At 48.1% G+C, this 24,736-nt stretch carries 26 protein-coding genes and 3 tRNA genes; 21 read left to right on the top strand and 8 right to left on the bottom strand.

Going from position 1 to position 24,736, the window contains the following annotated elements; all coding sequences use genetic code 11:
* The first annotated feature begins 201 nt into the window (after positions 1 to 201).
* Positions 202 to 492 carry a DUF1435 family protein gene (locus tag M988_RS17275; protein ID WP_039187953.1) on the top strand — a complete coding sequence of 97 codons (291 nt, stop codon included), beginning with the start codon at positions 202 to 204 and terminating at the stop codon, positions 490 to 492.
* 103 nt (positions 493 to 595) lie between these two features.
* Here M988_RS17275 and M988_RS17270 read toward each other — a convergent pair.
* The 4 genes from M988_RS17270 to rsmC form a co-directional block, all read right to left on the bottom strand.
* Positions 596 to 682: transfer RNA gene (locus M988_RS17270), tRNA-Leu, on the bottom strand.
* A gap of 49 nt (positions 683 to 731) precedes the next feature.
* Positions 732 to 818 (bottom strand) — tRNA-Leu (locus M988_RS17265).
* A gap of 34 nt (positions 819 to 852) precedes the next feature.
* A tRNA-Leu gene (locus M988_RS17260) sits at positions 853 to 939 on the bottom strand.
* A gap of 240 nt (positions 940 to 1,179) precedes the next feature.
* On the bottom strand, positions 1,180 to 2,220 hold the full coding sequence (gene rsmC / locus M988_RS17255) for a 16S rRNA (guanine(1207)-N(2))-methyltransferase RsmC (RefSeq protein ID WP_064575105.1): 1,041 nt from the start codon (positions 2,218 to 2,220) through the stop codon (positions 1,180 to 1,182).
* A 208-nt stretch (positions 2,221 to 2,428) separates the two neighbouring features.
* Between rsmC and M988_RS17250 the strand changes: the two genes are divergently transcribed.
* The 8 genes from M988_RS17250 (at position 2,429) to M988_RS17210 (ending at position 10,282) form a co-directional block, all read left to right on the top strand.
* Positions 2,429 to 2,839, top strand: a complete 411-nt coding sequence (locus M988_RS17250) for a DNA polymerase III subunit psi (protein WP_061059219.1) — start codon at positions 2,429 to 2,431, stop codon at positions 2,837 to 2,839.
* Positions 2,808 to 3,275: a ribosomal protein S18-alanine N-acetyltransferase gene (gene rimI, locus M988_RS17245; protein ID WP_008814985.1), complete on the top strand. Its 468-nt coding sequence runs from the start codon at positions 2,808 to 2,810 to the stop codon at positions 3,273 to 3,275. The genes M988_RS17250 and rimI overlap by 32 nt, the downstream gene beginning before the upstream one ends.
* 159 nt (positions 3,276 to 3,434) lie before the next feature.
* A complete protein-coding gene (prfC, locus tag M988_RS17240; RefSeq protein WP_004846728.1) occupies positions 3,435 to 5,024 on the top strand; it encodes a peptide chain release factor 3 in 1,590 nt (529 codons plus the stop codon).
* A gap of 524 nt (positions 5,025 to 5,548) precedes the next feature.
* Positions 5,549 to 6,163: a molecular chaperone OsmY gene (gene osmY, locus M988_RS17235; RefSeq protein WP_004846732.1), complete on the top strand. Its 615-nt coding sequence runs from the start codon at positions 5,549 to 5,551 to the stop codon at positions 6,161 to 6,163.
* Positions 6,164 to 6,290: 127 nt separating this feature from the next.
* A complete protein-coding gene (locus M988_RS17230; RefSeq protein WP_004846733.1) occupies positions 6,291 to 6,452 on the top strand; it encodes a DUF1328 domain-containing protein in 162 nt (53 codons plus the stop codon).
* Between the two features lie 310 nt (positions 6,453 to 6,762).
* The gene (locus tag M988_RS17220) at positions 6,763 to 7,977 is read left to right on the top strand and encodes a patatin-like phospholipase family protein (RefSeq protein ID WP_008814986.1); all 1,215 of its coding nucleotides are present in this window, start codon (positions 6,763 to 6,765) and stop codon (positions 7,975 to 7,977) included.
* Positions 7,974 to 8,789 carry a TatD family hydrolase gene (locus M988_RS17215; RefSeq protein WP_020303473.1) on the top strand — a complete coding sequence of 272 codons (816 nt, stop codon included), beginning with the start codon at positions 7,974 to 7,976 and terminating at the stop codon, positions 8,787 to 8,789. Before M988_RS17220 ends, M988_RS17215 begins: the two co-directional genes overlap by 4 nt.
* A gap of 227 nt (positions 8,790 to 9,016) precedes the next feature.
* Complete coding sequence (locus M988_RS17210; RefSeq protein WP_172635526.1) at positions 9,017 to 10,282, top strand: NupC/NupG family nucleoside CNT transporter; 1,266 nt, start codon at positions 9,017 to 9,019, stop codon at positions 10,280 to 10,282.
* Positions 10,283 to 10,324: 42 nt separating this feature from the next.
* Here the strand turns inward: M988_RS17210 and M988_RS17205 are convergent, their stop codons facing one another.
* From M988_RS17205 to uxaC, 4 genes are all read right to left on the bottom strand, one after another.
* Positions 10,325 to 10,858, bottom strand: a complete 534-nt coding sequence (locus M988_RS17205; protein ID WP_061059216.1) for a YgjV family protein — start codon at positions 10,856 to 10,858, stop codon at positions 10,325 to 10,327.
* Positions 10,859 to 10,965: 107 nt separating this feature from the next.
* Entirely contained in the window at positions 10,966 to 12,456 is a 1,491-nt protein-coding gene (locus M988_RS17200) for a UxaA family hydrolase (RefSeq protein WP_064575312.1), read from the bottom strand.
* 27 nt (positions 12,457 to 12,483) lie between these two features.
* Entirely contained in the window at positions 12,484 to 13,959 is a 1,476-nt protein-coding gene (locus tag M988_RS17195) for a tagaturonate reductase (RefSeq protein WP_039187956.1), read from the bottom strand.
* Between the two features lie 109 nt (positions 13,960 to 14,068).
* Positions 14,069 to 15,478: a glucuronate isomerase gene (gene uxaC / locus M988_RS17190; protein ID WP_039187957.1), complete on the bottom strand. Its 1,410-nt coding sequence runs from the start codon at positions 15,476 to 15,478 to the stop codon at positions 14,069 to 14,071.
* Between the two features lie 628 nt (positions 15,479 to 16,106).
* Here uxaC and M988_RS17185 point away from each other — a divergent pair.
* The 12 genes from M988_RS17185 (at position 16,107) to M988_RS17130 (ending at position 24,653) form a co-directional block, all read left to right on the top strand.
* Entirely contained in the window at positions 16,107 to 17,402 is a 1,296-nt protein-coding gene (locus tag M988_RS17185; protein WP_004846755.1) for an MFS transporter, read from the top strand.
* 185 nt (positions 17,403 to 17,587) lie between these two features.
* Complete coding sequence (gene exuR, locus M988_RS17180; RefSeq protein ID WP_008814992.1) at positions 17,588 to 18,361, top strand: transcriptional regulator ExuR; 774 nt, start codon at positions 17,588 to 17,590, stop codon at positions 18,359 to 18,361.
* Between the two features lie 365 nt (positions 18,362 to 18,726).
* On the top strand, positions 18,727 to 19,122 hold the full coding sequence (crcB, locus tag M988_RS17175; RefSeq protein WP_008814993.1) for a fluoride efflux transporter CrcB: 396 nt from the start codon (positions 18,727 to 18,729) through the stop codon (positions 19,120 to 19,122).
* A gap of 258 nt (positions 19,123 to 19,380) precedes the next feature.
* Positions 19,381 to 19,875: a hypothetical protein gene (locus tag M988_RS17170; protein ID WP_039187958.1), complete on the top strand. Its 495-nt coding sequence runs from the start codon at positions 19,381 to 19,383 to the stop codon at positions 19,873 to 19,875.
* 92 nt (positions 19,876 to 19,967) lie between these two features.
* Positions 19,968 to 20,645 (top strand): DedA family protein, encoded by a 678-nt coding sequence (locus M988_RS17165; RefSeq protein ID WP_008814995.1) that lies wholly within the window; start codon positions 19,968 to 19,970, stop codon positions 20,643 to 20,645.
* Position 20,646: 1 nt separating this feature from the next.
* The gene (gene mzrA / locus M988_RS17160) at positions 20,647 to 21,048 is read left to right on the top strand and encodes an EnvZ/OmpR regulon moderator MzrA (protein WP_004846770.1); all 402 of its coding nucleotides are present in this window, start codon (positions 20,647 to 20,649) and stop codon (positions 21,046 to 21,048) included.
* Positions 21,049 to 21,311: 263 nt separating this feature from the next.
* Positions 21,312 to 21,701, top strand: coding sequence for a DUF1090 domain-containing protein (locus M988_RS17155; protein WP_008814996.1), 390 nt, complete (start codon positions 21,312 to 21,314; stop codon positions 21,699 to 21,701).
* A gap of 136 nt (positions 21,702 to 21,837) precedes the next feature.
* The gene (locus M988_RS17150) at positions 21,838 to 22,143 is read left to right on the top strand and encodes an ElaB/YgaM/YqjD family protein (protein ID WP_004846778.1); all 306 of its coding nucleotides are present in this window, start codon (positions 21,838 to 21,840) and stop codon (positions 22,141 to 22,143) included.
* On the top strand, positions 22,143 to 22,544 hold the full coding sequence (locus tag M988_RS17145) for a phage holin family protein (RefSeq protein WP_039187959.1): 402 nt from the start codon (positions 22,143 to 22,145) through the stop codon (positions 22,542 to 22,544). Before M988_RS17150 ends, M988_RS17145 begins: the two co-directional genes overlap by 1 nt.
* The gene (locus M988_RS17140; RefSeq protein WP_008814998.1) at positions 22,541 to 22,834 is read left to right on the top strand and encodes a YqjK-like family protein; all 294 of its coding nucleotides are present in this window, start codon (positions 22,541 to 22,543) and stop codon (positions 22,832 to 22,834) included. The genes M988_RS17145 and M988_RS17140 overlap by 4 nt, the downstream gene beginning before the upstream one ends.
* Before the next feature lie 301 nt (positions 22,835 to 23,135).
* Positions 23,136 to 23,531, top strand: a complete 396-nt coding sequence (locus tag M988_RS17135) for a DoxX family protein (RefSeq protein ID WP_004846785.1) — start codon at positions 23,136 to 23,138, stop codon at positions 23,529 to 23,531.
* Between the two features lie 135 nt (positions 23,532 to 23,666).
* Positions 23,667 to 24,653, top strand: coding sequence for a glutathione S-transferase family protein (locus M988_RS17130; RefSeq protein ID WP_064575103.1), 987 nt, complete (start codon positions 23,667 to 23,669; stop codon positions 24,651 to 24,653).
* The last annotated feature ends 83 nt before the right edge of the window (positions 24,654 to 24,736 follow it).

Genomic DNA, 24,736 nt, shown 5'->3' with positions numbered 1-24,736 from the left:
CGGCCATAAAAGTAACAGTTTTGATCGGAGAAGTCATGTGCTTGTAATTAATGTGGGTTACAAGGAGACAAAGTGGATAAAAAAACACCATTTTTGCTCTTGTACGTGATGAGAGTGAGGTACACATACAGAATTCATGGATGAAAATTAAAAAATCTCAGCCTATGATATTGGGAATTATTATCATCTATGGTGCGATTTATGCTGATAGTATCGATAGCGTTGCTGGTGGTGTGGGGGATAAGTCTATGGGCATGGCGGTCATTGAGCGGAATTTGGGGGATTAGTCTACCAACATTGGTTTTACCCTTGCTAATCGTCTCGAATCTGAATTTATCTTTTTTAAAAGGCATGATGGTTCTAGCTATGCTAACAACGCTGGCTATGCTGTTTAATCCACGCTTGCGCGATTATATTTTACTGCCGTCCGGTTTAGCTCTGGCGGGAGGACTTGCGACAATTTCTTTAAATTACAATTACTTTGGCGTTTAACTACTGGGAGGCGACTGAAATACATGTGTACAAAGAGGAGAGGGAAGTCGTTAAAGCTCTGGGAGATGCAAGGATAAGGCAGGATAAGAAAGAAACAATCTGTTGGTGCGAAGAGAGGGACTTGAACCCTCACGTCCGTAAGAACACTAACACCTGAAGCTAGCGCGTCTACCAATTCCGCCACCTTCGCACATCAGATTACTTTTTCGTATTACATTGCTGAAATATGCTCACCAGCTTGGTGCGAAGAGAGGGACTTGAACCCTCACGTCCGTAAGAACACTAACACCTGAAGCTAGCGCGTCTACCAATTCCGCCACCTTCGCAAGATGCTGTGAAGCATAAATCATCGTGGTTATTTGGTGCGAAGAGAGGGACTTGAACCCTCACGTCCGTAAGGACACTAACACCTGAAGCTAGCGCGTCTACCAATTCCGCCACCTTCGCATACCGTTTTATATTGCTTTGCAGCAACATAACCACGGAGGCGAATTCTAGAGATTTTCGCGGTTACGTCAACACTTATTTCCCCATCGATGTATGTTTGGGGCGTGTTTGGTGAAAATGTGGACATTTATTTTGTAAATTGCGTTAGTGCCAGAAATTATTGCGATGAATGGTGGTATGGGGCTGGGCGGGGGAAGGGAGCACGACTGATAGCCCAAGGGATATCAGTCGTAGAATTCATTAGCGTTTTTTCTTGGCAATAGCTGTGCGACCCAGACGGGCTGAGTAGACTTTGAAACGACCTGTTTGAGCTAGCACTTCATGTGAGCCAAAGACATCGTCAAGCAACTGTGGATACGGTAAGAAAGCGTTAGCCACGATGCGCAGTTCGCCACCGATTTGCAGCTGTTTCGCCGCACCGCGGATCAAGGTTTCAGCCGCAGTTAAGCTAGTCTGCACTCCATCGTGGAACGGTGGGTTGGAAATGATCATATCAAAACGACCATTCACGTCTGAATAAACGTTGCTGGCGATCACTTCACCCTGAATGTCGTTAGCAGCCAGCGTTGCACGGCTGGACTCCAACGCCGCTGCGCTCACATCGGTAAGCGTCAGCTTAACTTTGGGTGACATTTTGGCCATTGCAGCAGATAACACGCCTGCACCACAACCCACATCCAGCACTTTGCCTTTCATGTGTGGTTCAAGCGAAGAAAGTAACAGGTGGCTGCCGATATCCAAGCCGTCACGGCTGAAAACACCCGGAAGGGTTGCGATAGTGAGGCTGCCTGTCTGGTAATTTTCCCACCAGTCTTCAAGATTGAAATCGCACTGTTTTTCTAAACGTCCATGGTACAGACCGCAGCGACGTGCGCTGTCAATTTTCACCAGAGGTCCGAACGTTTCGATAATGCCTTCTGCACTACGCACGCCAGCGCGGTTTTCGCCAACGATAAACAACTCAGTGCCAACGGGCATTAGAGAGAAGAGGTTTTGCAGTTGAAACTGTGCTTCCTGTTTGCTCTTAGGCCAGTAATAAATCAGGGTATCGCAATCAGCGACTAAATCTGCATCTGCCGTTAAGCCAAACTGGCAACGTTCGCCCATGGTACGACTCAGTTGCTGCCAATGATGATATTGATTGGTATGAACGCGAACCTCTGCCGCTTCAAACTGTGCTGGCAGGGTATCTTGTAAATCGCCTGCAAAGAGGACTCGGCGTGGTTCGAATTCCTCGCTGTGGCGCAGAATGACTTCGCTGGCAGGGGTAAATAATGACATTAAACGTGTTTCCTTAGGTTAACTAGGCGGGGAGTATATACCCAAATTACGTGGAGTTGCAGTAAGGCAGCATAGAGAGGAAATTCGACGCAGAGGCAGTGTCACGTAAAGATGGGGAGAGCTTTAATGACGTAGGTTCGATAGGTTTGCTAGAATAACGCCGCAGATAGTCATCTTAACGTCTCTTTTTATCTACAAGCAGGACAGTATGGCCTCCCGACGCGATCTTCTTTTACAGCAGCTTGGTATTACTCAGTGGGTGCTGCGGCGTCCAACTGCGCTGCATGGCGAGATTGCGGTCAGCATATCTGGCTCGACTCGCTTGCTAATTGTATCGGCTGAGCCGATTTCTCCTGATGACATATTACTGTGTGACGTACTCAAGGCGTTGATGTTATCGCCTGAACAGGCGGTGATCCTCACGCCAGATCAATACGCCATGCTAAGAGATAGCGAAAAATATCATGTCTGGTGGCTCGGTGAAACATCGACCACAGAACGTGACGGCGTGATGCTGCACTCTCCGGCGCTCAGCGCGCTTTATCATAACTCCGGTGCGAAACGCGCCCTATGGCAGCAAATTTGTCATGATGAACAACATTTCTTCCCTCAAGGGTGAGATCTCTCCACTCACCGAGGCCGATTTTAACGCTGCTTTTGAGATTGAGCGTGCAAGCCATGCATTTCCATGGACTGAAAAGACGTTCCTCAGTAACCATGGTGAACGCTACTACAATCTGAAACTAGAGTGTGATGGCGTATTAGCTGCTTTTGCGATTACGCAGGTGGTGCTAGATGAAGCGACATTATTCAATATTGCCGTTGCGCCAACCCAGCAGCGTAAAGGGCTGGGGCGCGGGTTGCTAGAAGCATTGATTTCCGATCTGGAGGAAAAAGGCATTGTGACATTATGGCTCGAAGTGCGGGATTCCAACCGTGCGGCAATAGCGCTTTATGAGTCGCTAGGTTTCAATGAAGTGTCGGTGCGACGTCATTATTACCCAACCGCTGATGGGCGCGAAGATGCGCGCATTATGGCGCTGCCGCTGGGCTGACCCCCTTCCTCAGATAATTACCATGATTGTGCGTTGTCTAACCTGTCTAAATCAGGGAAAATAGCGCGCTAAACCCTTTTTATTCCCACTTTGCGTATCAATAAATCGTCTTGATTATGGGCGTTGGCGCAGGGTGGCTAACGATAGAACGTGAAAAACATGTCTCCTAGTGAATATGCACGCGAAGTGGCTAAACGCCGTACTTTCGCAATTATTTCTCACCCCGATGCCGGTAAAACCACGATTACTGAAAAAGTTCTGTTATTCGGACAGGCTATTCAGACCGCAGGTACGGTTAAAGGTCGCGGTTCCAATCAACATGCCAAGTCTGACTGGATGGAGATGGAAAAACAGCGTGGTATTTCTATCACCACGTCCGTGATGCAGTTCCCCTATCACGACTGTTTGGTTAACCTGCTTGATACCCCAGGGCATGAGGACTTCTCGGAAGATACCTACCGTACGCTGACTGCGGTTGACTGTTGTCTGATGGTAATTGATGCCGCGAAAGGCGTCGAAGATCGTACCCGTAAGCTGATGGAAGTTACCCGTCTGCGTGATACACCGATCCTGACTTTCATGAACAAAGTCGACCGCGAAATCCGCGATCCGATGGAATTGTTAGACGAAGTCGAAAACGAGCTGCGTATTGTATGCGCTCCGATTACGTGGCCAATCGGCTGTGGTAAATCATTTAAAGGGGTCTATCACCTCTATAAAGATGAAACCTATCTGTATCAGACGGGTAAAGGCCATACTATTCAGGAAGTGCGCATCGTTAAAGGTCTGGATAACCCCGATTTAGACGCGGCAGTTGGTGACGATTTGGCTGAACAGCTGCGTGGCGAATTGGAGCTGGTGAAGGGTGCTGCCGCGGAGTTTGATAAAGATGACTTCCTGAACGGCGAGCTGACACCGGTATTCTTCGGAACTGCACTGGGTAACTTTGGTGTGGATCATATGCTGGACGGCTTGGTTGAGTGGGCTCCTGCGCCAATGCCGCGTAAAACCGATACGCGTGAAGTTAGCGCTTCCGAAGAGAAATTCACCGGCTTTGTGTTTAAGATTCAGGCAAATATGGATCCTAAACACCGTGACCGAGTGGCCTTCATGCGCGTGGTGTCCGGTCGCTATGAGAAAAGTATGAAGCTGCGTCAGGTTCGTACTGGCAAAGACGTTGTGATTTCTGATGCGTTAACCTTTATGGCCGGTGACCGTTCACACCTTGAAGAAGCCTATGCTGGTGACATCATTGGTTTGCACAACCACGGTACTATTCAGATTGGCGATACCTTCACGCAAGGTGAAGATATGAAGTTCACCGGCATTCCTAACTTTGCCCCTGAACTGTTCCGCCGTATTCGTCTGCGCGATCCTCTCAAGCAAAAACAGTTGTTGAAAGGTTTGGTTCAGCTGTCAGAAGAGGGCGCCGTACAGGTGTTCCGTCCAATTCATAACAACGATCTGATCGTTGGTGCGGTCGGCGTGCTGCAGTTTGAAGTGGTGGTAGCGCGTCTGAAGAGTGAATACAACGTTGAAGCTATCTACGAATCTGTCAACGTCTCAACGGCTCGTTGGGTTGAATGCGATGACGTGAAGAAATTCGAAGAGTTTAAACGTAAGAACGAGCTTAATCTGGCGCTGGATGGTGGCGATAATTTAGCCTACATCGCACCAACGATGGTCAATCTCAATCTGGCAAGCGAACGCTATCCAGAAGTGAAATTCCGCAAGACACGTGAGCATTAATCTTTTTCCCGCATAGTTTTTCTGCTGAATTTGTTCAAAAACCGCACGCTTGTGCGGTTTTTTTATGCCTGAAATTCGCAGAATCGTCTTAATAAGCCGCTTTTTTGCACAAAAAAACGTCAGTTATTGTGATCTAAACTGCATTTTTTTGTTACTGGGCTATAGTTATTCCAGCGGCGCAAGACATCTAACGCCAAATGAATTTATTAGTTTGGCTTAAGTATTGAATGCACCACGGTAACAAGGTTGGAAATATAACACATTGATTTTGAATCAGCAGACTAACGATTGACTCTTCACTTTCAGGAGTGATTAACCAAGTTTTTGATGGTTTTCCAGACATGATTTGTTAATCGTTTGTTTGTTAATTGCTGATTTGGAATTTTTCTAGCTTTGCCAAGGTGGTCTCTGGCTGCATTTTAAAGCATTAGCACAGCGAGTCTCCGATGAGACGATGTGAAAAGGGCCGAAAGCAATACGGTCCGCGGCGTACAGCCGTTACTGAAATCAAAAGGAAGAAATCGATGAAAAATACCAAGTTTGCACGTTCAATGATGGCGATTGTTTTAGGTTCCGTACTGGTTAGCGGTAGTGCTATGGCAGAAGAAACCTTAATGCAGAAAGCACAAAGCGCGGCTGACTCAACCGGTGCGAAAATCGATAGCTCCATGAAGAAAGTCGATGGCTATATGGATGACAGCGGCATTACCGCCAAGGTGAAAAGCGCGCTGGTCGATGCCAAAGACATCAAAAGTAACGACATCTCCGTCAATACCAGCAAAGGCGTAGTGACGCTGAATGGTTTTGTGTCTTCTCAGGATCAGGCTGAGCGCGCTGTGACGCTGGCGAAAGGCGTCGAGGGTGTTAAATCCGTCAGCGACAAGCTGCATGTGAAAGACAGCACCAAATCCAGCGTTAAAGGATATGCCAGCGACACGGCGATCACTAGCGAAGTAAAAGCTAAACTGCTGGCCGACGATTTGGTTCCATCACGTAACGTGAAAGTTGAAACCCAAGATGGCTTGGTACAGCTTTCCGGTACGGTGAAAACTAAAGCCCAATCCGATCGTGCCGAAAGCGTTGCCAGCGCGATTGAGGGTGTAAAAAGCGTTAAAAATGATCTGACAGTAAAACAGTAATCTGCTTTCCCCGAACGTACTTACCCAAGTACGTTCGGAGTGATTACCCTTTAGAAATAACTGAGAAAAGAGCAGAGCGCCTTCAGTTAGGCTCTTAATTTTTATTTAGGCAAGGTAAGGAGAGCATATGTTTCGTTGGGGAATTATCTTTTTAATCATTGCATTGATTGCAGCAGCATTAGGTTTTGGTGGCTTGGCCGGTACGGCAGCTTGGGCCGCTAAAGTGGTGTTTGTCGTCGGTATCATTCTGTTCCTGGTGAGCTTGTTTACAGGCCGACGTCGTCCTTAGGTAAGGATACCCTTGTTGGCTCATGGTTAGAATTTTTCGACAAGAGCCATTGGGGTATCGACACCAAACCCACCATCCGTGTCTGATGGAAAGCGCAATAGGTTTGTAAATATGAACGGTGACATTGTTGTTGGTAAGTGGAAGCAAATTCGCGGTCAAGTCAGGTCTACTCTGGCTGAATGGCTTGGTCATGACGGTGAATGGCTTGCTGGCAACAATGATTGCCTCCTCGGATTGTTGCAAGAGGATTACGGAATCGCGCAAGACAGGGTATCCTCGGAGGATGTAAAGATTCATTGAGGATGGATGGTTGGGATATAGAATACCGATTACGCTGGGTAATATTGAGCCATTAGCGTACAAGCCCTACCAGCCGGGAAAAATAGCGCTGGTATGTGAAGGCGGCGGACAGCGTGGAATATTTACCGCTGGCGTGCTGGATGAATTCCTACGCGCGCGCTTTAACCCCTTCGATCTCTATCTCGGCACTTCTGCTGGGGCACAAAACCTTTCTGCGTTTGTCTGTGGCCAGCCAGGCTATGCTCGACGCGTTATCACACGTTACACCACTTCCATTGATTTCTTTAATCCGCTGCGATTTGTGCGTGGGGGACATTTGATCGATCTTGATTGGTTGATCGAAGCGACGGCCAACGATCTCCCGCTGGCGATGGATTACGCAGAGCAGCACTTAGGTGACGATCGCCAATTGCTGATGTGTGCCAGTCGCAGTGAAGATTTCGCGCCAACCTATTTTCCTGCCAAGCGCGACAACTGGCTTGAGGTAATTAAGGCCAGCAGCGCCATTCCGGGATTTTACCGTTGGGGCGTTGAGCTAGATGGTGTGAGTTACCACGATGGTGGAATTAGTGATGCGATCCCCGTACGCGAAGCGCATCGACGCGGTGCTGATACTATTGTGGTGATCCGTACCGTTCCGTCACAAATGTTTTATACGCCCAAGTGGATGCGACGCATGGAAGCTATGCTAGGCGAAAGCAGCCTGCAGCAGATGGTTAAAATGCTGCAGTATCACGAGAAAAGCTATCGCCGCATTCAACGTTTTATTGAGAAACCGCCGGGAAAAGTGCGAGTCTTTGAAATCTATCCACCGAAACCATTAGCAAGCCATGCGCTCGGCAGTAAGGTCGCGGCGTTGAATGCTGATTACCATTTGGGACGACGTTGCGGCCGCTATTTCTTGGCAACCGTCGGACATTGGTTATTGCCCCGGGAAAATCATCCCAATACCAGCAAAAAACTTGCTTCACGCCGTTTGTTGCAGCCTTCAGATACTATCGCGCCTGAGGTGCCTATTGTTGCAGCCAGCCATTCGGCGGCTAAAGCCGGTATTTTACTGCCGGAACCACAAACAAATATGGTCGCTGAGAAATCACTGATTTTGCCTGATAGCGTTCATCTGGATAAGAGTACCCGACAAAAAGGAGCCGATCCTGAGGGTAGCGTGACACCAGCAAATCAGCAGCACACTGATAAGCCAACGTCGCAGGACAGCACGTCATGAGTGAGGGTATGGATGAAATGGGTCGCCATATTCGGTTTATCGATACCCACTGCCATTTCGATTTTCCCCCGTTCAGCGGGAACGAGTCTGACAGCATTGCATTAGCCTACGCACAGGGAGTGCGTCATATTATTGTACCTACCATCAGCGCAGAACGCTTTCAAAGAGTGCTAACGCTGGTGAATCTCCATCCTATGCTATTTGCCGCTGTCGGGCTTCACCCGCTTTATATCGAGCAGCATATCGAACAGGACGTCGAACATCTCTCTGATGTATTAGCAAGCAAGCCAAACAGGTTGGTTGCAGTAGGGGAGATCGGGCTCGATTTATTTATGGATAATCCCCAGCTTGAGCGACAGCTAGCCATACTGAGGGCACAATTAAAGTTAGCGAAGCACCATGATTTGCCGGTGATATTGCATTCCCGTCGCTCGCATGATCAGTTGTCTCGTGAACTTAGAGCGGTGAATTTATCTCGCGGCGGCGTTGTTCATGGTTTTTCTGGTAGCCTTTCTCAGGCACAGGCTTTTATTAAACTCGGCTACTTTATTGGCGTGGGTGGCACGATCACTTACGATCGGGCGCACAAAACTCGTCAGGTCATAGCGGAGCTGCCGTTAAGTACGCTGCTGTTAGAAACGGATGCTCCTGATATGCCACTTTCTGGCTATCAAGGTCAGCCAAATCGTCCTGAACGTGTACGGAAAGTCTTCGAAGCACTATGTGAGTTAAGGCCGGAACCCTCCGCAATGATTGCGGAGACTATATGGCAAAACACCTGTAGATTGTTCGGCATTTCCGCATCATTTTAGATTCTTTGCTAACTATCCCAAAGGTGACTACGAAAACGTGTGCGTGATAATGTGATGCATATCTCTTTTTCGTGATTTTAGTTGCTTCCAGTTGTATAAAACTGTGACAGCCTTGACCAATATTTCCTCCCCCATCGGTATAATCGCCCCTCATCGGCGAGAGAGTTTTACGTCGGTATTCAACCTAAAATCTAACGCGTTACAGGGACTATTCCATGCAACTTATTATGAGCGTGGTGGGGATGGCGGTACTCATTCTGATTGCCGTGCTAATTTCAAGCAATCGCCGTGCTATTAACCTACGCACCGTGGCTGGCGCATTTCTTATTCAGGTCGTTATCGGCGCTTTCGTGCTTTACGTTCCGGCTGGGCGCGATGTATTAGGCGCAATGTCTTCTGGCGTCGCCAACGTTATTGCCTACGGAAACCAAGGGATTTCATTTATTTTTGGTGGACTGGTGTCTGACAAAATGTTTGAAGTCTTTGGTGGCGGTGGTTTCGTATTCGCATTGCGTGTACTGCCTGTTATCGTCTTCTTTTCTTCATTAATCGCCGTGCTCTACTATCTCGGCATTATGCAAATCGTTATTCGCCTGCTGGGCGGCGGCTTACAGAAAGTACTGGGTACTTCCCGTACTGAATCCCTATCTGCAACGGCAAATATCTTTGTTGGGCAGACAGAAGCGCCGCTGGTGGTTCGCCCATATATCTCAACCATGACTCAGTCAGAGCTGTTCGCCGTGATGTGTGGTGGTTTGGCATCGGTGGCAGGTTCTGTTCTTGCGGGTTACGCGCAAATGGGCGTTCCGTTAGAGTATCTGATTGCCGCATCATTTATGGCGGCTCCGGGGGGCTTGCTGTTTGCTAAATTAATCGTGCCTGAAACGGAAAAAACGCATGACAAAACTGATGCCGCGGAGTTGATTGCGGAAGAAGATCGTCCTGCTAACGTCATTGATGCTGCTGCATCAGGTGCGGCGTCAGGTATGCAGTTGGCATTGAATGTGGGTGCCATGCTGTTGGCATTTATCGCGCTGATTGCGTTGATCAACGGCATGCTGGGGGGGATTGGCGGCTGGTTTGATTACCCACAATTATCACTGGAACTCATTCTGGGTTGGGTATTCTCTCCTATTGCTTACCTGATCGGTGTGCCTTGGAACGAAGCGCAGATTGCCGGATCCTTTATTGGCCAAAAGATTATTGTGAATGAGTTTGTGGCATTCATGAACTTTGGTGAATATCTGAAGGCCGATGCGGAAGTTGCAGCGGCGGGCTTACAGGTGCTGTCTGACCACACCAAAGCTATTATTTCCTTTGCACTGTGCGGCTTTGCTAACTTGTCATCGGTGGCTATTTTGCTGGGTGGTCTAGGTAGCATGGCTCCAACGCGTCGTCATGATATCGCTCGCTTTGGTCTGAAAGCCGTAGCGGCAGGTACCTTGTCTAACCTGATGAGTGCAACTATCGCTGGCTTCTTCTTGGCGCTTTAACCAGTCTAATTATCTCCAGCTCGATGAGCGGGCTGGAGGTTCTTACGCTTTCTTCTCTACCTTAAACGGATCGATCCCGCGTCGTTGCATACGGTGAAAACGGATGATATTAAATCCGTTCATCAGCAAAAAACTCCCTTCAATCAGTGAACCCCCAATCGATCCTAGCCAGATATTGTGTGTGACCCAACAAGCCGTAGAGCACCACATAACACAGCGGGTGGTTAATCCTCGAGTACGAAATAATGCCCATGTACTGGCGACAGTGCCAATAATCGGCAGTAACTCCATCGCATGTTGCAGACTATAGCCACCAAACCCTAACGTGAGTGCAATAAAGACCAACATGACCCAGTTGCTACGTGTGCGGGTTGAAATCACCGTTCGTACCGCATTGAGCTCAGCGGCGGCACTGGCCGAGTGGGCGCCCATTAGAAAGAAATGCAGACCAATAATGGCGGAATAGATAGAGAGCTGATACTTAAAACGTAGTTCGTTACGATTGAAAAATGTGGTGATGCCAACCAGAAAAGCCACAACGCCTACGCCTTGTGCAAACCACTCGTAACTACTCATGAATTCATCCCTTTATTAAATAACAAAGCGACGTTCAGAAGAACGCCGCTCAAAGCTCAGTCTCGCATATAACCTTGTGTTTAACTTAGCCCACTACTTGTCATTCACTACAGCGTTACGCCGCTTTTAAATATTGCTAGCTCGCGGAAGTCATTAATTTCATTACGGGTTTGATGACCATTAGCAATATCGACGATCATATCTACGAATGAAATCAACAATTGATCCATGGTTTTGCCATGCAACAATTGTCCAGCATCGAAATCGATCCAGTGTGGTTTTTTCGTGGCGATTTCGGTATTCGTTGCCAGTTTGACCGTTGGAACAAAGCCGCCGTATGGCGTGCCGCGACCGGTACTAAACAGCACCATATGGCAACCGGCACCGGCCAGTGCGCTCGTTGCTACCGCATCATTACCCGGTGCGCTGAGTAGGTTCAGCCCTGGTGCCTTGAGTCTTTCTCCATAACGCAATACGTCAATCACTTGGCTCTGCCCAGCTTTTTGCGTACAGCCCAGAGATTTCTCTTCTAAAGTGGTGATCCCACCCGCTTTGTTGCCCGGCGAGGGATTTTCGTAAATCGGCTGATTGTGCTCAATAAAGTACTGTTTGAAGTTATTCACCATCTCAACGGTTTTTTTAAACGTAGCCTCATCACGGCAGCGGCTCATCAGAATACGCTCAGCACCAAACATCTCAGGGACTTCGGTCAGCACGCTAGTGCCGCCGTTAGCAATCACATAGTCGGAGAAACGACCCAGCAGCGGGTTAGCGGTAATTCCAGATAGTCCGTCAGAACCGCCGCATTCCAAACCAAACTTGAGCTCGCTCAGTTTGCCTGATTCACGACGATCGTTGCGCATGACCTGATATAGCTGGTGCAAATGCTCAATACCGGCTTCAACTTCATCATCCTGTTGCTGGCACACCATGAAATGCACGCGTTCGGCATCATATTCACCCAGCGTTTCACGGAATGCGGTAATTTGGTTATTCTCACAGCCCAACCCAACGACGAGGACAGCTCCGGCGTTAGGATGGCGCACCATGTTTTGTAGCATGGTGCGGGTATTGATGTGGTCGTCGCCCAACTGTGAGCAACCAAATGGATGAGTGAACAGATACGCACCGTCGATGCCTTCAGCATCACCCGTTTCTTTCATAAAGCGGGTTAACATCTGCCGCGCCATACCGTTCACGCAGCCTACGGTGGGTAAGATCCACAGCTCATTACGGATCCCAACGTCACCATTTTTGCGACGATAGATCTGTACTTCACGATCGGCCATTTGGGCTGGCAGATTGGCAAAGTCCGGCTGATATTGATACTGATCCAGATCGTTGAGATTAGTTTTCGCATTTTGCGAATGGATATGTTCACCAGCCGCGATTGCGGTAAGTGCATGGCCAATTGGCAGGCCATATTTGACGATCATATCGCCTTGCGCTATCGGCGTTAGCGCAAATTTGTGGCCACGAGCGATATCGGCTGGCAGCACAATAGAAAGGGATTCAACGCAGATGGTTTCACCCGCGCTCAGATCGCGCAGTGCCACCGCGACATTATCTAACGGATGAATTTTGATAACGCTTTGCATGTTTTGCATAATTTAATTCAGCTCTGCTTAGGCAACTGCGGACAATGATGAAACGGCAGAACGCATGCCTTGCTGATCGATTTGCTGCAAATAACCAGCAATCGTTTGTGTCATCTCAGGGATCTGATTCAGATCCTGACCCCAATGATCGGCGTCGCTCAGGATCGTATGCACGAGATCATTCAGGTTTTGGGAACCTGCTTGCACAGCGTCCCAGCCCGTACGATAGCGTTCAAGCCAGTGAGCGTCGTCTTGCAGTGGGTAAGTTTCACCGTTACGTTCGCCACGGTAGAAAGCAATCAACGCGGCCAAAGCAAAGCACAAGCGCTGTGGTAGTTTGCCCGTCTTATGCTGATAAGCGATCACCTGAGGCAGAATACGGGTGCGGTATTTAGTCATCCCATTCAAAGCGATAGAGAGCAGTTGGTGTTGGATAAACGGGTTACGGAAACGGCTCAATACGGCATCAGCAAATGATTTCAATTCATCGGCAGGAAGATCTAATACTGGCATGATCTCTTGGCTAATCGCTTTTTCAACAAACTCTGTCACCTGTACGTCATTCATGCTTTCGCCTACGGTGTTCAGGCCTGCCAAAAATGCGACGGGAACGAGCGCCGTATGGGCGCCATTAAGAATCGCAACCTTACGCTCTTTATATGGCTTAATGTCGTCAACAATACGGATATTCAGCGGTTTATGATTTTTTGCAAATGCATCTAAACGTAGCTCTTGTGCCAGCGATTGTGGTCCTTGGATCACGAACAGATAGAAATGTTCAGCCGTATCTAAGAAGGCATCCTGATAGCCTAACTCTTCAGTTAAAGCTTCAACTTCACCGCGTGGGTATCCGGTCACAATACGATCCACCAGAGTAGAGCAGAAGGTATTATTTTGCTCTAACCACTGAACAAAGCGCGATGGCAGATCCCATTGTTGCGCGTAGCGCAGTACCAGTTCGCGCAGTGCTTCGCCGTTATAGTCAATCAATTCACACGGTAGCAATACCCAGCCTTTGTCAGCGGCACCGTCAAAGTGGCAGAAACGTTCGTACATCAGACGAGTGAGCTTCGCAGGGAAACTGGCTGGTGGCGTATCCGTGAGCTTATCTTCAGGCACATAGCTAATTCCAGCCTCGGTGGTATTCGAAAACACGAAACGGATATTGGCATCATGAGCCAACGCCAAATAAGCATCAAAATCCTGATACATATTGATTTCGCGGTTTACGCTGCGAATGATGCGTGATTCACGCACCGCTTCACCTTGCTCGTTCAGACCACGAATGATGGTGGTGAAAAGTCCATCTTGAGTGCTCAGTGAGGGGGGGAAATCGCTGTTCAGCGGGCGTACAACGACTACGCCAGCATTTAAATCGGTATGCTCATTCAGTAGATCTAATTGCCAATCCACAAACGCGCGCAGGAAATTACCTTCACCGAATTGGATAACTTTGTCAGGGTGCTGGCGGCCAGGGAAGTCACGACGATTAAGGGTTTGCATTTAGGAGCTACCTCAGAGCGTGACCGCCATGTTATGGCGGTCATCAACATATAAAATAAACAAGAATGGGGTCTTTAAAAAAATGGGCGGCTAAACCGCCCCAGGATTCTTACAACTCAATCGCAAAATAGTTTTTCGCATTATCGAAGCTGATGTTTTTCACCATATTTCCCAGCAGTTCAATATCTGCTGGTGCTTCGCCGTCTTCGACCCAGCGGCCAATCATTTGGCACAGGATGCGGCGGAAATATTCGTGACGGGTATAAGACAAGAAGCTGCGGCTATCGGTCAGCATGCCAACAAAGCGGCTGAGTAAACCAAGCTGTGCAAGCTGGGTCATTTGGCGCTGCATACCGTCCTTCTGATCATTGAACCACCAACCTGAACCGAACTGCATTTTCCCTGCCATACCTTCGCCTTGGAAATTGCCGATCATGGTGCCGATCACTTCGTTATCACGTGGGTTTAGGCAGTAAAGAATAGTTTTTGGCAAGCCAGTAGAGCGGCTTTGTGCATCCAATAGACGCGAGAGCGCGAAGGCAACTGGCGCATCGTGAATTGAGTCAAAACCAATGTCTGGCCCAACCGTTTCAAACATGCGTGAATTGTTATTACGCAGTGCACCAATGTGGTATTGCTGAACCCAACCGCGTTTTTGGTATTCGGCTCCGAGGAACAGCAGTACCGCCGTTTTAAACTGGGCAACTTCCTGTTCCGTTGGCATTTTGCCTTCCAAACGACGGGCAAGAATGCCGTTTAACGTGGTTTCATCTGCTTCGCCATACATAACCACATCAAGCGCGTGGTCAGACACCTTACAGCCGTGAGCCGCAAAGTGGTCCATCCGAATTTTCAGAGCATCACATACATCGCTGAATTTGCGAATGTCTACGTCGGCTGCCGCACTCAGTTTCTGCATATATTCAGGGAAAATGGCGGCATCAATATTGAATGCTTTATCTGGACGCCAGCTCGGTAACACTTTCACGTCAAAGCTGCGGTCTAGCGCGATAGCTTTGTGATGGCTTAGATCGTCGATAGGGTCGTCAGTGGTGCCTACCATTTTCACGTTCATCTGTTTCATGATACCGCGAGCGCTGAATTCGTCGCGCTCCAGCAGTGCATTACAGCGATTCCAGATATCGTCAGCCGTATTGCCGGAAAGCAGCGTGCCTGTGATACCGAATGGACGGCGTAGTTCTAGATGAGTCCAGTGGTAGAGCGGATTGCCGATGGTATGAGGGACGGTTTCGGCCCATGCCTGAAACTTCTCACGATCGCTAGCATCGCCGGTGCATAGGCGCTCAGCGACGCCGTTAGTACGCATCGCGCGCCATTTGTAATGGTCGCCTTTTAACCAGATGTCATACAGGTTTTTGAACCGATAATCCTGAGCGATCTGCTCAGGTGGCAAGTGACAGTGATAGTCAAAAATTGGCTGCTCTGCCGCATAGTCGTGGTACAAACGGCGTGCAAACTCGGTATCCAGCAAGAAATCTTCGGTTAAAAATTGCGACATCATCGGGTTCCTCGAGAGCATAAAGCTTCAGTGAGCTATTCTTTGCGGCTAAAGTTATCACACCAATTATGGCGCTCGTCCAGAACTTTTTCCGCGTTTAACGTAATGAAAGCGATAAAACGGCACTATCACTTGGTGCTTTTGCTTATGTAGACACTTTTTAGTAGGGATTCTGCATAGGTTTATTATTCCTTAATCCAAAAATGGTTTTTGTGATGGCTCTCAACTTTTAAATCTGTATGACAAGTTATCTTAGCCACCGCTGCGAAATGAGTATTGCCCTAACCAATCATGAGCAGTGGTTTGACCAATGTCGATTAACCAAGTCATAAAAGTTAATTCAAAGTCGGAACAGGAACGTCCGAACTTTCCATCTGAGACTGTAGTTTTAGCGCTGTAGCACAGATGAATAAGGTAGATGGGTACCACGTAAGTAACGCCATCACCGTTTCAATATGGAGAGTTATTACGCGGCGCAGCCACAAGCGCGGTTCATTGCGGCCTTGCACATTTCGCCAAAGGCGTTCCACAAGGCAAAGTTCTATGCCCAAGCCATTTCAAGATGCAGGTCATCGGTTAACGCTGACGTAGCTTGAAACGTGACGGGATATACTGGGAGAGAGTTTAAATGCGTAAAATTAAAGGCTTACGCTGGTACATGATAGCCTTGGTTACCGTAGGAACTGTACTGGGTTACTTGACTCGTAATGCCATTGCTGTTGCTGCTCCGACCTTACAAGACACGATGCACATCACCACTCAGCAATACTCTTATATTATTGCTGCGTACTCCGCGTGCTACACCATTATGCAACCAGTCGCGGGCTATGTGCTTGATGTGTTGGGTACAAAGGTGGGTTACGCACTGTTTGCCATCCTGTGGGCCGTGTTCTGTATGGGCACCGCATTAGCTAGCAGCTGGGGTGGTTTGGCTATTGCGCGTGGTGCGGTGGGTATGGCTGAAGCGGCAATGATCCCTGCGGGTCTTAAAGCCTCATCCGAATGGTTCCCAGCGAAAGAACGTTCCATTGCGGTGGGTTATTTTAACGTAGGGTCATCCATTGGGGGCATGATTGCTCCGCCGTTAGTGGTGTGGGCTATCGTTGCACACAGCTGGGAAATGGCGTTCATCATTACGGGTGCGCTGAGTCTGATTTGGGCCATTTGCTGGTTAATCTTCTACAAGCATCCAAAAGATCAGAAAAAACTGTCTGACGAAGAGCGTGACTATATTCTGAGCGGTCAGGAAGCTCATCACCAGACCAATAACGCGAAGCGTATGTCTGCATGGGAAATCCTGCGTAACCGTCAGTTTTGGGGCATCGCACTGCCTCGTTTTTTGGCCGAACCAGCTTGGGGGACTTTCAATGCTTGGATCCCGCTGTTCATGTTCAAAGCCTACGGTTTTAATCTGAAAGAAATCGCGATGTTTGCGTGGATGCCAATGCTGTTTGCCGACGTTGGCTGCGTGTTAGGCGGTTATCTGCCTCCGTTATTCCAGAAGTACTTTAAAGTGAACCTGATTGTTTCTCGTAAGCTAGTGGTGACCATGGGCGCATTCTTGATGATTGGCCCAGGTATGATTGGTCTGTTCACAAGTCCTTATGCGGCTATTGCTCTGCTGTGCGTCGGTGGTTTTGCTCACCAGTCACTGTCAGGTGCTTTGATTACGCTCTCTTCTGATGTGTTTGGACGCAACGAAGTGGCCACTGCAAACGGATTAACCGGTATGGCGGCGTGGACGGCAAGTACTCTGTTTGCGTTAGTCGTGGGAGCTTTGGCTGATACCATCGGCTTTAGTCCACTGTTTGCGGCGCTGGCTGTATTTGACCTACTGGGTGCGTTAGTTATTTGGACTGTATTGCAAAACCGTACCGCGGAAGAAGTTGAAATTGAAGCGAATCGCCAGAAAGCAACCGTATAGCGTTTAATGACGATGCCTCCGACTAAAAATCCGCCGTTTATCGGCGGATTTTTTTTACCTCAACGTTTTATCTCTCACTTGAGTGTGCATGGGGTCTCTGGTGAGATTATTGGAAAAGTGGTATAACAGATTCATAAATGTATGTATCACAACATTTGCCGATCAACCCTAATAGAGCACCCTAAATGGAATTCACAGAACCCAGAAGACTGTACCAACAGTTAGCCGCAGAGCTAAAGCAGCGCGTCGAGTCCGGCGTTTATCCTGTGGGGGAGAAACTGCCAGCCGAGCGTTTTATCGCTGAAGAGATGAACGTGAGTCGAACAGTTGTTCGCGAGGCGATCATCATGCTGGAAGTGGAAGGGTATGTGGAGGTTCGTAAAGGGTCAGGTATCCACGTTATTAGTAATCAACCAAAAACGTTGATTCAACCTAATAGCAATATTCAGTTTGCGAGTGCGGGACCGTTTGAGCTTTTACAGGCGCGTCAGCTTATCGAGAGTAATATTGCCGAGTTCGCGGCGACTCAGGTAACCAAACAAGATATCGTGGCGTTGATGGAGATTCAGGAGCATGCACGGCAGGAAGACCGTTTCCGGGATTCGGAATGGGATCTGAAGTTCCATGTTCAGGTCGCTTTGGCGACGCAGAACTCAGCAATGGCGACAATAGTTGAGCAAATGTGGAGTCAGCGTATCCACAACCCATACTGGTTGAAATTGCATGAACACATCGATGATGTCTCGATCGACAGCTGGTGTGAGGATCACGATAAGATCCTCAAGGCATTGATGCGTAAAGATCCTTACGGCGCAAAAGTGGCGATGTGGCAGCATTTAGAAAATACCAAGCAAATGCTTTTTCAGGCGACAACGGACGATTTCGAGTTTAACGTCGATCGCTATCTGTTCGCCGAAAATCCTGTCGTGCATTTGGACGGCGTTACCAACGGCAAATAAGCCGTAGGGTTAAGCGGTTGTGTCGAGTCACGAGCTTAACTTATACTTTAGTAAGGTGATGGTGTTCCACCTTTGGCTGTAAGATTTCTATTTGAACTCTTACATAGCTAAAAACCGCCGAAAGAGTCCTCTCTTTTCCGCTGATGACGCCTGGCAGAAGTCTGAGTTTTATTTCTCTGTTATACCTTAAGTAATTCAAGTGGCATTGAGGCGGCAAGCGAGCGCAGCCAACAAAAAGGCAACTTGAAGTATGACGGGTATATTACAGTGCGATAGCGCTTGGTTGCCGGGCAAGCATTTTTCCCCTGTAGCTAATCAAGTTGCCTTCGTTAATCGCCTTATCCGTTATTTTTGAGGAGTTCGCTATGAGCTATGGCTTAACGTTATTAATTGTTGCCTTTGGTGGCGCAGTGGGAGCTATTACACGTTTTCAAATTACCACTTGGTTCAGTGGTTGGTTCGGTACATCGTTTCCCTATGCAACGCTGACGGTCAACGTTGTTGGCTGTTTTATCATGGGAGTGCTGGTGGCTGCTTTAAACACAGGAACACTGATTGCGCCACATTGGCGTCCGTTGATTGCCGTCGGGTTTCTTGGGGCATTGACGACGTTCTCCACTTTTTCATTTGATACGTTCGCACTCTTCACTGAGGGATTCTGGTTACGCGCCGCTTTGAACGTGATCTTGAATTTAGTGCTATGCATGCTCGCGGTTGCGGCGGGATATGCACTATTAACTCGTGGCTCAATGCCGGGGTGAAAAACCTAATAATGCCGTGTTGACCCAGTATTTTGATGTAAACACGGCAAATTTCATTTTACCTTTTATTCCCCACCTTGTTTTTCTTCCTGTGTTTGGCGGCACCTATTTGTTCAACCCAACTGAAACCAACTGTTAACGACCATCATTAAGGTAAAATTGGTCGTGGAAATTGCTCATTTTCTGCTGTTTCCCTGACGGTGATTTTGCTACAGTTAGCCGAGTTTTTTTCTGCATGTATCTGGAAGCAACAAAATATTGAAGCGTCTTTCGTCTGCCACCACGATGTTCCTATTGTTATGCTGGGCCAGTATGGCCTCTGGCAAGCAAACGGCTTGGCATTCGCACAGCGCTAATTGCTATTTCTCTCAAGTAGATAGCTACTTTGCTCAATCGCTAACAGATGTCTCATCCATATCAGTGATGCAACTCACTGGTGAAAGTGAACGTAGCCTTTCGCGTAAATCCAATACGCGTAAGCTGACCGCGCTGCTACGGGTTCACTTGAAGTCCTGTTCAGAACAGGGCCGGATTGCTCCTACACTTCCGGATGCCTCCCTACCCGCACATTCGGACACCGCCTTTTTTGATGTGACTCGCCAGTATCGCGACAAGGGAATTTCTTTGGCGCTGCTGCGAACGTTACAACTTCCCCCTCATCAAAATCGGCTGGGTGGCTGGAAAGAGAGTAATATTTTATACAGAGGCAAGCTGACGTATGACCAACCTGACGCCGAAGCGTACGTTGGTTAAACTTAGCTAGCTCCCTAATTCCATCGTCCTTTGTGACGTCCATGAGATGAGCTGGCGGATGGACCCTCCGAATTTTCAGTTAGGAATACTCGATGGATATGATTAACGAATTAATACATGCCCTGTGGCAGCAGGACTATGAGACGCTGGCGAACCCGTCGCTAGTGTGGACGATTTACGGCATTTTATTTGTCATTTTATTTCTGGAAAATGGTTTGCTGCCCGCAGCCTTTTTACCGGGTGACAGTTTACTGATTTTGGTTGGTGTACTGATTGCGAAAGGCACCATGGGCTTTGCCATGACGGTCTGTGTGTTAACCACCGCGGCCAGTCTTGGTTGCTGGGTTGGGTATATACAGGGACGATGGCTGGGAAATACACGATTAGTGCAAAAGTGGCTTTCCCATTTGCCCGCCCATTATCATCAGCGTTCTCATCATTTGTTCCACAAACACGGTTTATCGGCTCTGCTAGTCGGTCGCTTTCTGGCATTCGTGCGTACTTTGCTGCCGTTGATTGCTGGCCTATCTGGTTTAAGCAGTACGCGTTTCCAGTTCTTTAACTGGATGAGCGGTTTCCTGTGGGTCATGATTTTGACGACATTGGGTTATGTGTTGGGTAAAACACCGCTGTTCTTGCGCTATGAAGATCAACTGATGTTCCTACTGATGATGTTGCCACTGGTTCTGTTGGTGTTTGGTCTAGTTGGCTCGTTGGTCGTTCTATGGCGTAAAAAACATTCAACGACTCAGCCAGAGCAGAGGAAATAACGTGACTCTGCTACTTATTCAGCGGCTTGGCTGGAAACGTGCCTTATTGCTCTTAGCGTTGATTATTGGCGTATTTGCGTGGTGGATAGCCCCGCATCTAACTCATAAAGAAACAACGTTACAAATTAGCGCGACTCAGGCTGGGCTTGCGACACCGGATGGTTTTTTTGTTTATCAGAAACTAGATGAGCACGGCATTAGTATCAAAAGTATTACGCCTGACTCGAACGGTTTGCTGGTTCATTTAGCGAAGCCAGAGCAGCAGGAAGAGGCGATGCAGGTACTGCAAAGTGTGCTGCCGCGTGGCTACAGTATTGCCTATAAAACCCATCGACGCTCGCTGTTTCAATCAAGCGAAAGTGATGTCAAGGATCCTCCCAGGCAAGCGAGACTTAACAGCTAAGCAATAAAAGCAGAGCCGTATGGCTCTGTTTTTATTTATCAGTATTGTCTGATTTTTCCATTTTTTGGGCTCCTATCTTGATGTAACGCACCTATTATTTAAACTAAGTGATAAGTAATCGTTAATAATTACGGGTTATAGTTGTGAACGAGCGAGCACTGTTTTCGCTCATTCAATGGTTCATTTATATCCGAGTATTTGTTTTAACGATGAAAGGATATGTCCCCGGAGCGGGACAGTTCACTACTCAATAAGGACTTTTCATGACATTCAAAAAAACTGCAATTTTGGCTATTACCGTTGCTACTTTTGGCCTGCTGAGTACAGCGGCTAACGCCTCGGCAGTAACCTGTGCTAGCAAGCAGCAGAGTATTGAAGAGCAGATCCAGTATGCTCAGCAGCACAACAACACACATCGTGTGGCTGGTTTACAGAAAGCGCTAAGCGAAGTGAAGAGCCACTGTACTGAAGCGGGGCTACGTTCTGAACTGCAAAATAACGTGAAAGAAAAGCAGCAGAAAGTCGCTGAACGCCAACAGGAACTCGTTGAAGCGCAACAAACTGGCAAAGCCGATAAAATTTCTAAAAAAGAGAAAAAACTAGACGAAGCTCGTGCTGAGCTAAAAGAGGCACAGCAGGCGCTGGGACAGTAATTTACTGTGTCTAATCGCCGAGTTTTTTCATACCAAATACGGCAGATGCAGAAGGATATGTGGCAATTACCTTTGCGCTCATGGAAAAAGCTCGCTATGTTAAAAGACCATATCAGTAAAGTTAAGGAGTCTAGGAATGGCTAACGATTCAACTTCCGAGCAATTACGTGCCGAACTGAAGTCCCTCGCCGATACCTTGGAAGAGGTTCTGAATTCTTCCACCGACAAACCGAAGGCGGAGCTGGAAAAAATCCGTGCGAAAGCTGAAAGTGCGTTACAAGGTAGCCGCGCTCGCTTGAATGCGGCAGGTGAGAAAGTTGCTGCACAAACCAAAGAAATCGCAGATCGTGCAGATAGCTATGTTCATGATAATCCTTGGACTGGTGTTGGCATCGGCGCTGCCGTTGGTGTGGTGTTAGGCGTTTTATTGGCTCGTCGCTAATGCCTGCCGATAACACAACTTCTCAGGGCCCCGCTCGCGGGGTTCTGAGTACCGCTCAGCGTATTGTCACCATTATTGTTGGCATGGTTGAAACACGGCTGCGTTTAGCTGTGGTTGAGCTGGAAGAAGAGAAAGCGAACGTTATTCAACTTCTGATGATGGCGGGCGTCACACTGCTGTTTACCGCCTTTGGCTTAATGACGTTGTTGGTGTTGCTCTTCTTAGCCATTGATCCTGTCCATCGTCTGATGGCGTTGGGGATCACCACCGCAGTTTTGCTGGGGCTGGCATTGATCGGGGCAATCTGGACAATCACCAAAGCTCGACGCTCAACGCTGTTAGGGGCGACTCGCCGCCAGCTTGAGATTGATAGAGAGCTACTGGAAGAGGATCGCAAGTGAGCCGTAATCGTCAGGAACTCGCCTTGGAGAAAGCACGCTTGCTGCGTCAAATTCAGCAGCAGCGTCTTGATTTGGCCGGTGAACGTCGTTCGTGGTTACAGCTCACTGCGAAATTTGACCATCGTGTTTCCGCCGTGATGCGGTTACGCAAGTTCATGCTGTTAGGATCGAGTCTATTAGCACTCTATGGCGCTCGCCATCCTGCTAAAACGGCGCGCTGGACTCGCCGTGCATTTAGCGTGTGGGGCATAGTGAAAGTGATACGTAACGCCTTTTACCCCAAGGCTTAATCTCCGCAGTTTCCCACAAAATATCTGTGCTTTTATCCCACCAACAACTAGTAACTAGAGAAATTACTTGCTTGCTACATTTTAACTTATTGTATTTAGTTATTTTCTTATAATTTTTTAGCTTCAGTTTTTTTGAAGAAATCCAGCAATTTTACTCGCTAACACTCTTTCAGTCTTTGTCCTAGTATTAGCTCCATCGAGAGACACGGGCTCCACGATTTGGTTTTAAGCCAGATGGAATGCACGCCTCATACCGAACAAAGCTGCTAAAGCGGCACCTTAAAATTGTCTGGAGTTAAAAATGAGCAACAAACTAGAAAATATCGCACTACTGGCTGCCCGCATCTTGATGCCAATCCTGTTTATCACCGCCGGTTGGGGCAAAATCACGGGATACGCAGGGACTCAGCAATATATGGAAGCGATGGGCGTCCCAGGGGCACTTCTGCCGTTAACTATTTTGTTAGAGCTGGGCGGTGGTTTAGCCATTTTGTTTGGTTTCTTGACTCGAACTACGGCGCTGTTTACCGCGGGCTTTACCTTGCTGACCGCATTCCTGTTCCACTCGAACTTTGCCGACGGCGTTAACCAACTGATGTTCATGAAAAACCTGACCATCGCTGGTGGCTATTTGGTTCTGGCTGTGTCTGGTCCTGGCGCATTTAGTATTGACCGTTTGCTCAATAAAAAATGGTAATACCCGCCACTCGAATTGTTTAGAGTAAATGGCGTTATGATTTAGAAATACGATAAAGGGGCAAACATGCCCCTTTATGCTTTTAAATGACAACATACTTGAGCTTATTGAGCCGAGTATCCATCTGGAGGATTTATGGGACAACTCGTTGAAGGCATCTGGCAAGATGTCTGGTATGACACTAAATCTACCGGCGGACGTTTTAAGCGTTCGAACGCGCAATTCCGTAATTGGATCACTCCTGATGGCTCTTTAGGCCCAAACGGTGAGTCAGGTTTTGCCGCTGAAAAAGATCGCTACCATCTCTATGTCTCCTTGGCTTGCCCATGGGCTCATCGCACGCTACTGGTTCGCAAACTCAAAGGATTGGAAAGCCTGATTCCGGTTTCTGTTGTCAGTCCTCTGATGCTGGAGAACGGCTGGACGTTTGAAACCAATTTTCCTGCGGCGACCGGCGATGAGCTTTATCACCACGATTTTCTCTACCAGCTCTATCTACAGGCTGACCCTCACTATACCGGACGTGTGACGGTACCGGTGCTTTGGGATAAGCAAACGCAAACTATTGTGAGTAATGAATCTTCAGACATTATCCGCATGTTTAATACCGCGTTTGACGAAATTGGCGCTAAACCTGGTGATTTTTATCCGCAGGAACTACGTACTGATATCGATGAGCTAAATAGCTGGATCTATGACACTGTTAATAATGGTGTATATAAAGCCGGATTTGCTACCGCTCAGGATGCCTATGATGAAGCGGTCAGTGCGGTATTTACCTCGCTGGATAAACTGGAGAACATTCTCTCCCGTCAGCGCTATTTAACCGGGACACGTTTGACCGAGGCCGATCTTCGATTATGGACGACTTTAGTCCGTTTTGATCCGGTCTATGTCACCCACTTTAAATGTGATTGGCAGCGCATCAGCGATTATCCAAACTTATACGGTTTCCTGCGCGATATTTATCAGATACTGGGAGTGAAAGAGACGGTCAATCTGGAGCACATTCGTCACCATTATTACCGCAGCCACAAAACCATCAATCCAACGGGGATCATTTCGATTGGGCCAAAGCAAGATTTAGAGGCTCCGCATGGCCGCGACAAGCCATTTAGCTGATTAATGATCAATTCCCCTAACCAAAAATGGAGGGGGAGTGCGTAATGCTGATCGATTAAGAGATCGAGATACACGGGGCTAGC

This window comes from Hafnia paralvei ATCC 29927 (assembly GCF_001655005.1).
GTDB lineage: Bacteria > Pseudomonadota > Gammaproteobacteria > Enterobacterales > Enterobacteriaceae > Hafnia > Hafnia paralvei.
The sequence above is the reverse complement of the archived record's forward strand: the minus strand, read 5'-3'. Positions and strand labels throughout refer to the sequence as shown.

Bases quoted from the DNA above. Each gene is read 5' to 3' on its own strand.
- M988_RS17150 (WP_004846778.1), top strand. From the start codon at position 21,838: ATGGCTAACGATTCAACTTCCGAGCAATTACGTGCCGAACTGAAGTCC.
- M988_RS17145 (WP_039187959.1), top strand. From the start codon at position 22,143: ATGCCTGCCGATAACACAACTTCTCAGGGCCCCGCTCGCGGGGTTCTG.
- rsmC (WP_064575105.1), bottom strand. From the start codon at position 2,220: ATGTCATTATTTACCCCTGCCAGCGAAGTCATTCTGCGCCACAGCGAG.
- M988_RS17210 (WP_172635526.1), top strand. From the start codon at position 9,017: ATGAGCGTGGTGGGGATGGCGGTACTCATTCTGATTGCCGTGCTAATT.
- M988_RS17250 (WP_061059219.1), top strand. From the start codon at position 2,429: ATGGCCTCCCGACGCGATCTTCTTTTACAGCAGCTTGGTATTACTCAG.
- uxaC (WP_039187957.1), bottom strand. From the start codon at position 15,478: ATGTCGCAATTTTTAACCGAAGATTTCTTGCTGGATACCGAGTTTGCA.
- M988_RS17205 (WP_061059216.1), bottom strand. From the start codon at position 10,858: ATGAGTAGTTACGAGTGGTTTGCACAAGGCGTAGGCGTTGTGGCTTTT.
- M988_RS17230 (WP_004846733.1), top strand. From the start codon at position 6,291: ATGTTTCGTTGGGGAATTATCTTTTTAATCATTGCATTGATTGCAGCA.
- M988_RS17130 (WP_064575103.1), top strand. From the start codon at position 23,667: ATGGGACAACTCGTTGAAGGCATCTGGCAAGATGTCTGGTATGACACT.
- M988_RS17215 (WP_020303473.1), top strand. From the start codon at position 7,974: ATGAGTGAGGGTATGGATGAAATGGGTCGCCATATTCGGTTTATCGAT.
- rimI (WP_008814985.1), top strand. From the start codon at position 2,808: ATGATGAACAACATTTCTTCCCTCAAGGGTGAGATCTCTCCACTCACC.
- M988_RS17185 (WP_004846755.1), top strand. From the start codon at position 16,107: ATGCGTAAAATTAAAGGCTTACGCTGGTACATGATAGCCTTGGTTACC.
- M988_RS17200 (WP_064575312.1), bottom strand. From the start codon at position 12,456: ATGCAAAGCGTTATCAAAATTCATCCGTTAGATAATGTCGCGGTGGCA.
- prfC (WP_004846728.1), top strand. From the start codon at position 3,435: ATGTCTCCTAGTGAATATGCACGCGAAGTGGCTAAACGCCGTACTTTC.
- M988_RS17165 (WP_008814995.1), top strand. From the start codon at position 19,968: ATGGATATGATTAACGAATTAATACATGCCCTGTGGCAGCAGGACTAT.
- M988_RS17195 (WP_039187956.1), bottom strand. From the start codon at position 13,959: ATGCAAACCCTTAATCGTCGTGACTTCCCTGGCCGCCAGCACCCTGAC.
- osmY (WP_004846732.1), top strand. From the start codon at position 5,549: ATGAAAAATACCAAGTTTGCACGTTCAATGATGGCGATTGTTTTAGGT.
- M988_RS17135 (WP_004846785.1), top strand. From the start codon at position 23,136: ATGAGCAACAAACTAGAAAATATCGCACTACTGGCTGCCCGCATCTTG.
- M988_RS17275 (WP_039187953.1), top strand. From the start codon at position 202: ATGCTGATAGTATCGATAGCGTTGCTGGTGGTGTGGGGGATAAGTCTA.
- crcB (WP_008814993.1), top strand. From the start codon at position 18,727: ATGAGCTATGGCTTAACGTTATTAATTGTTGCCTTTGGTGGCGCAGTG.
- exuR (WP_008814992.1), top strand. From the start codon at position 17,588: ATGGAATTCACAGAACCCAGAAGACTGTACCAACAGTTAGCCGCAGAG.
- M988_RS17155 (WP_008814996.1), top strand. From the start codon at position 21,312: ATGACATTCAAAAAAACTGCAATTTTGGCTATTACCGTTGCTACTTTT.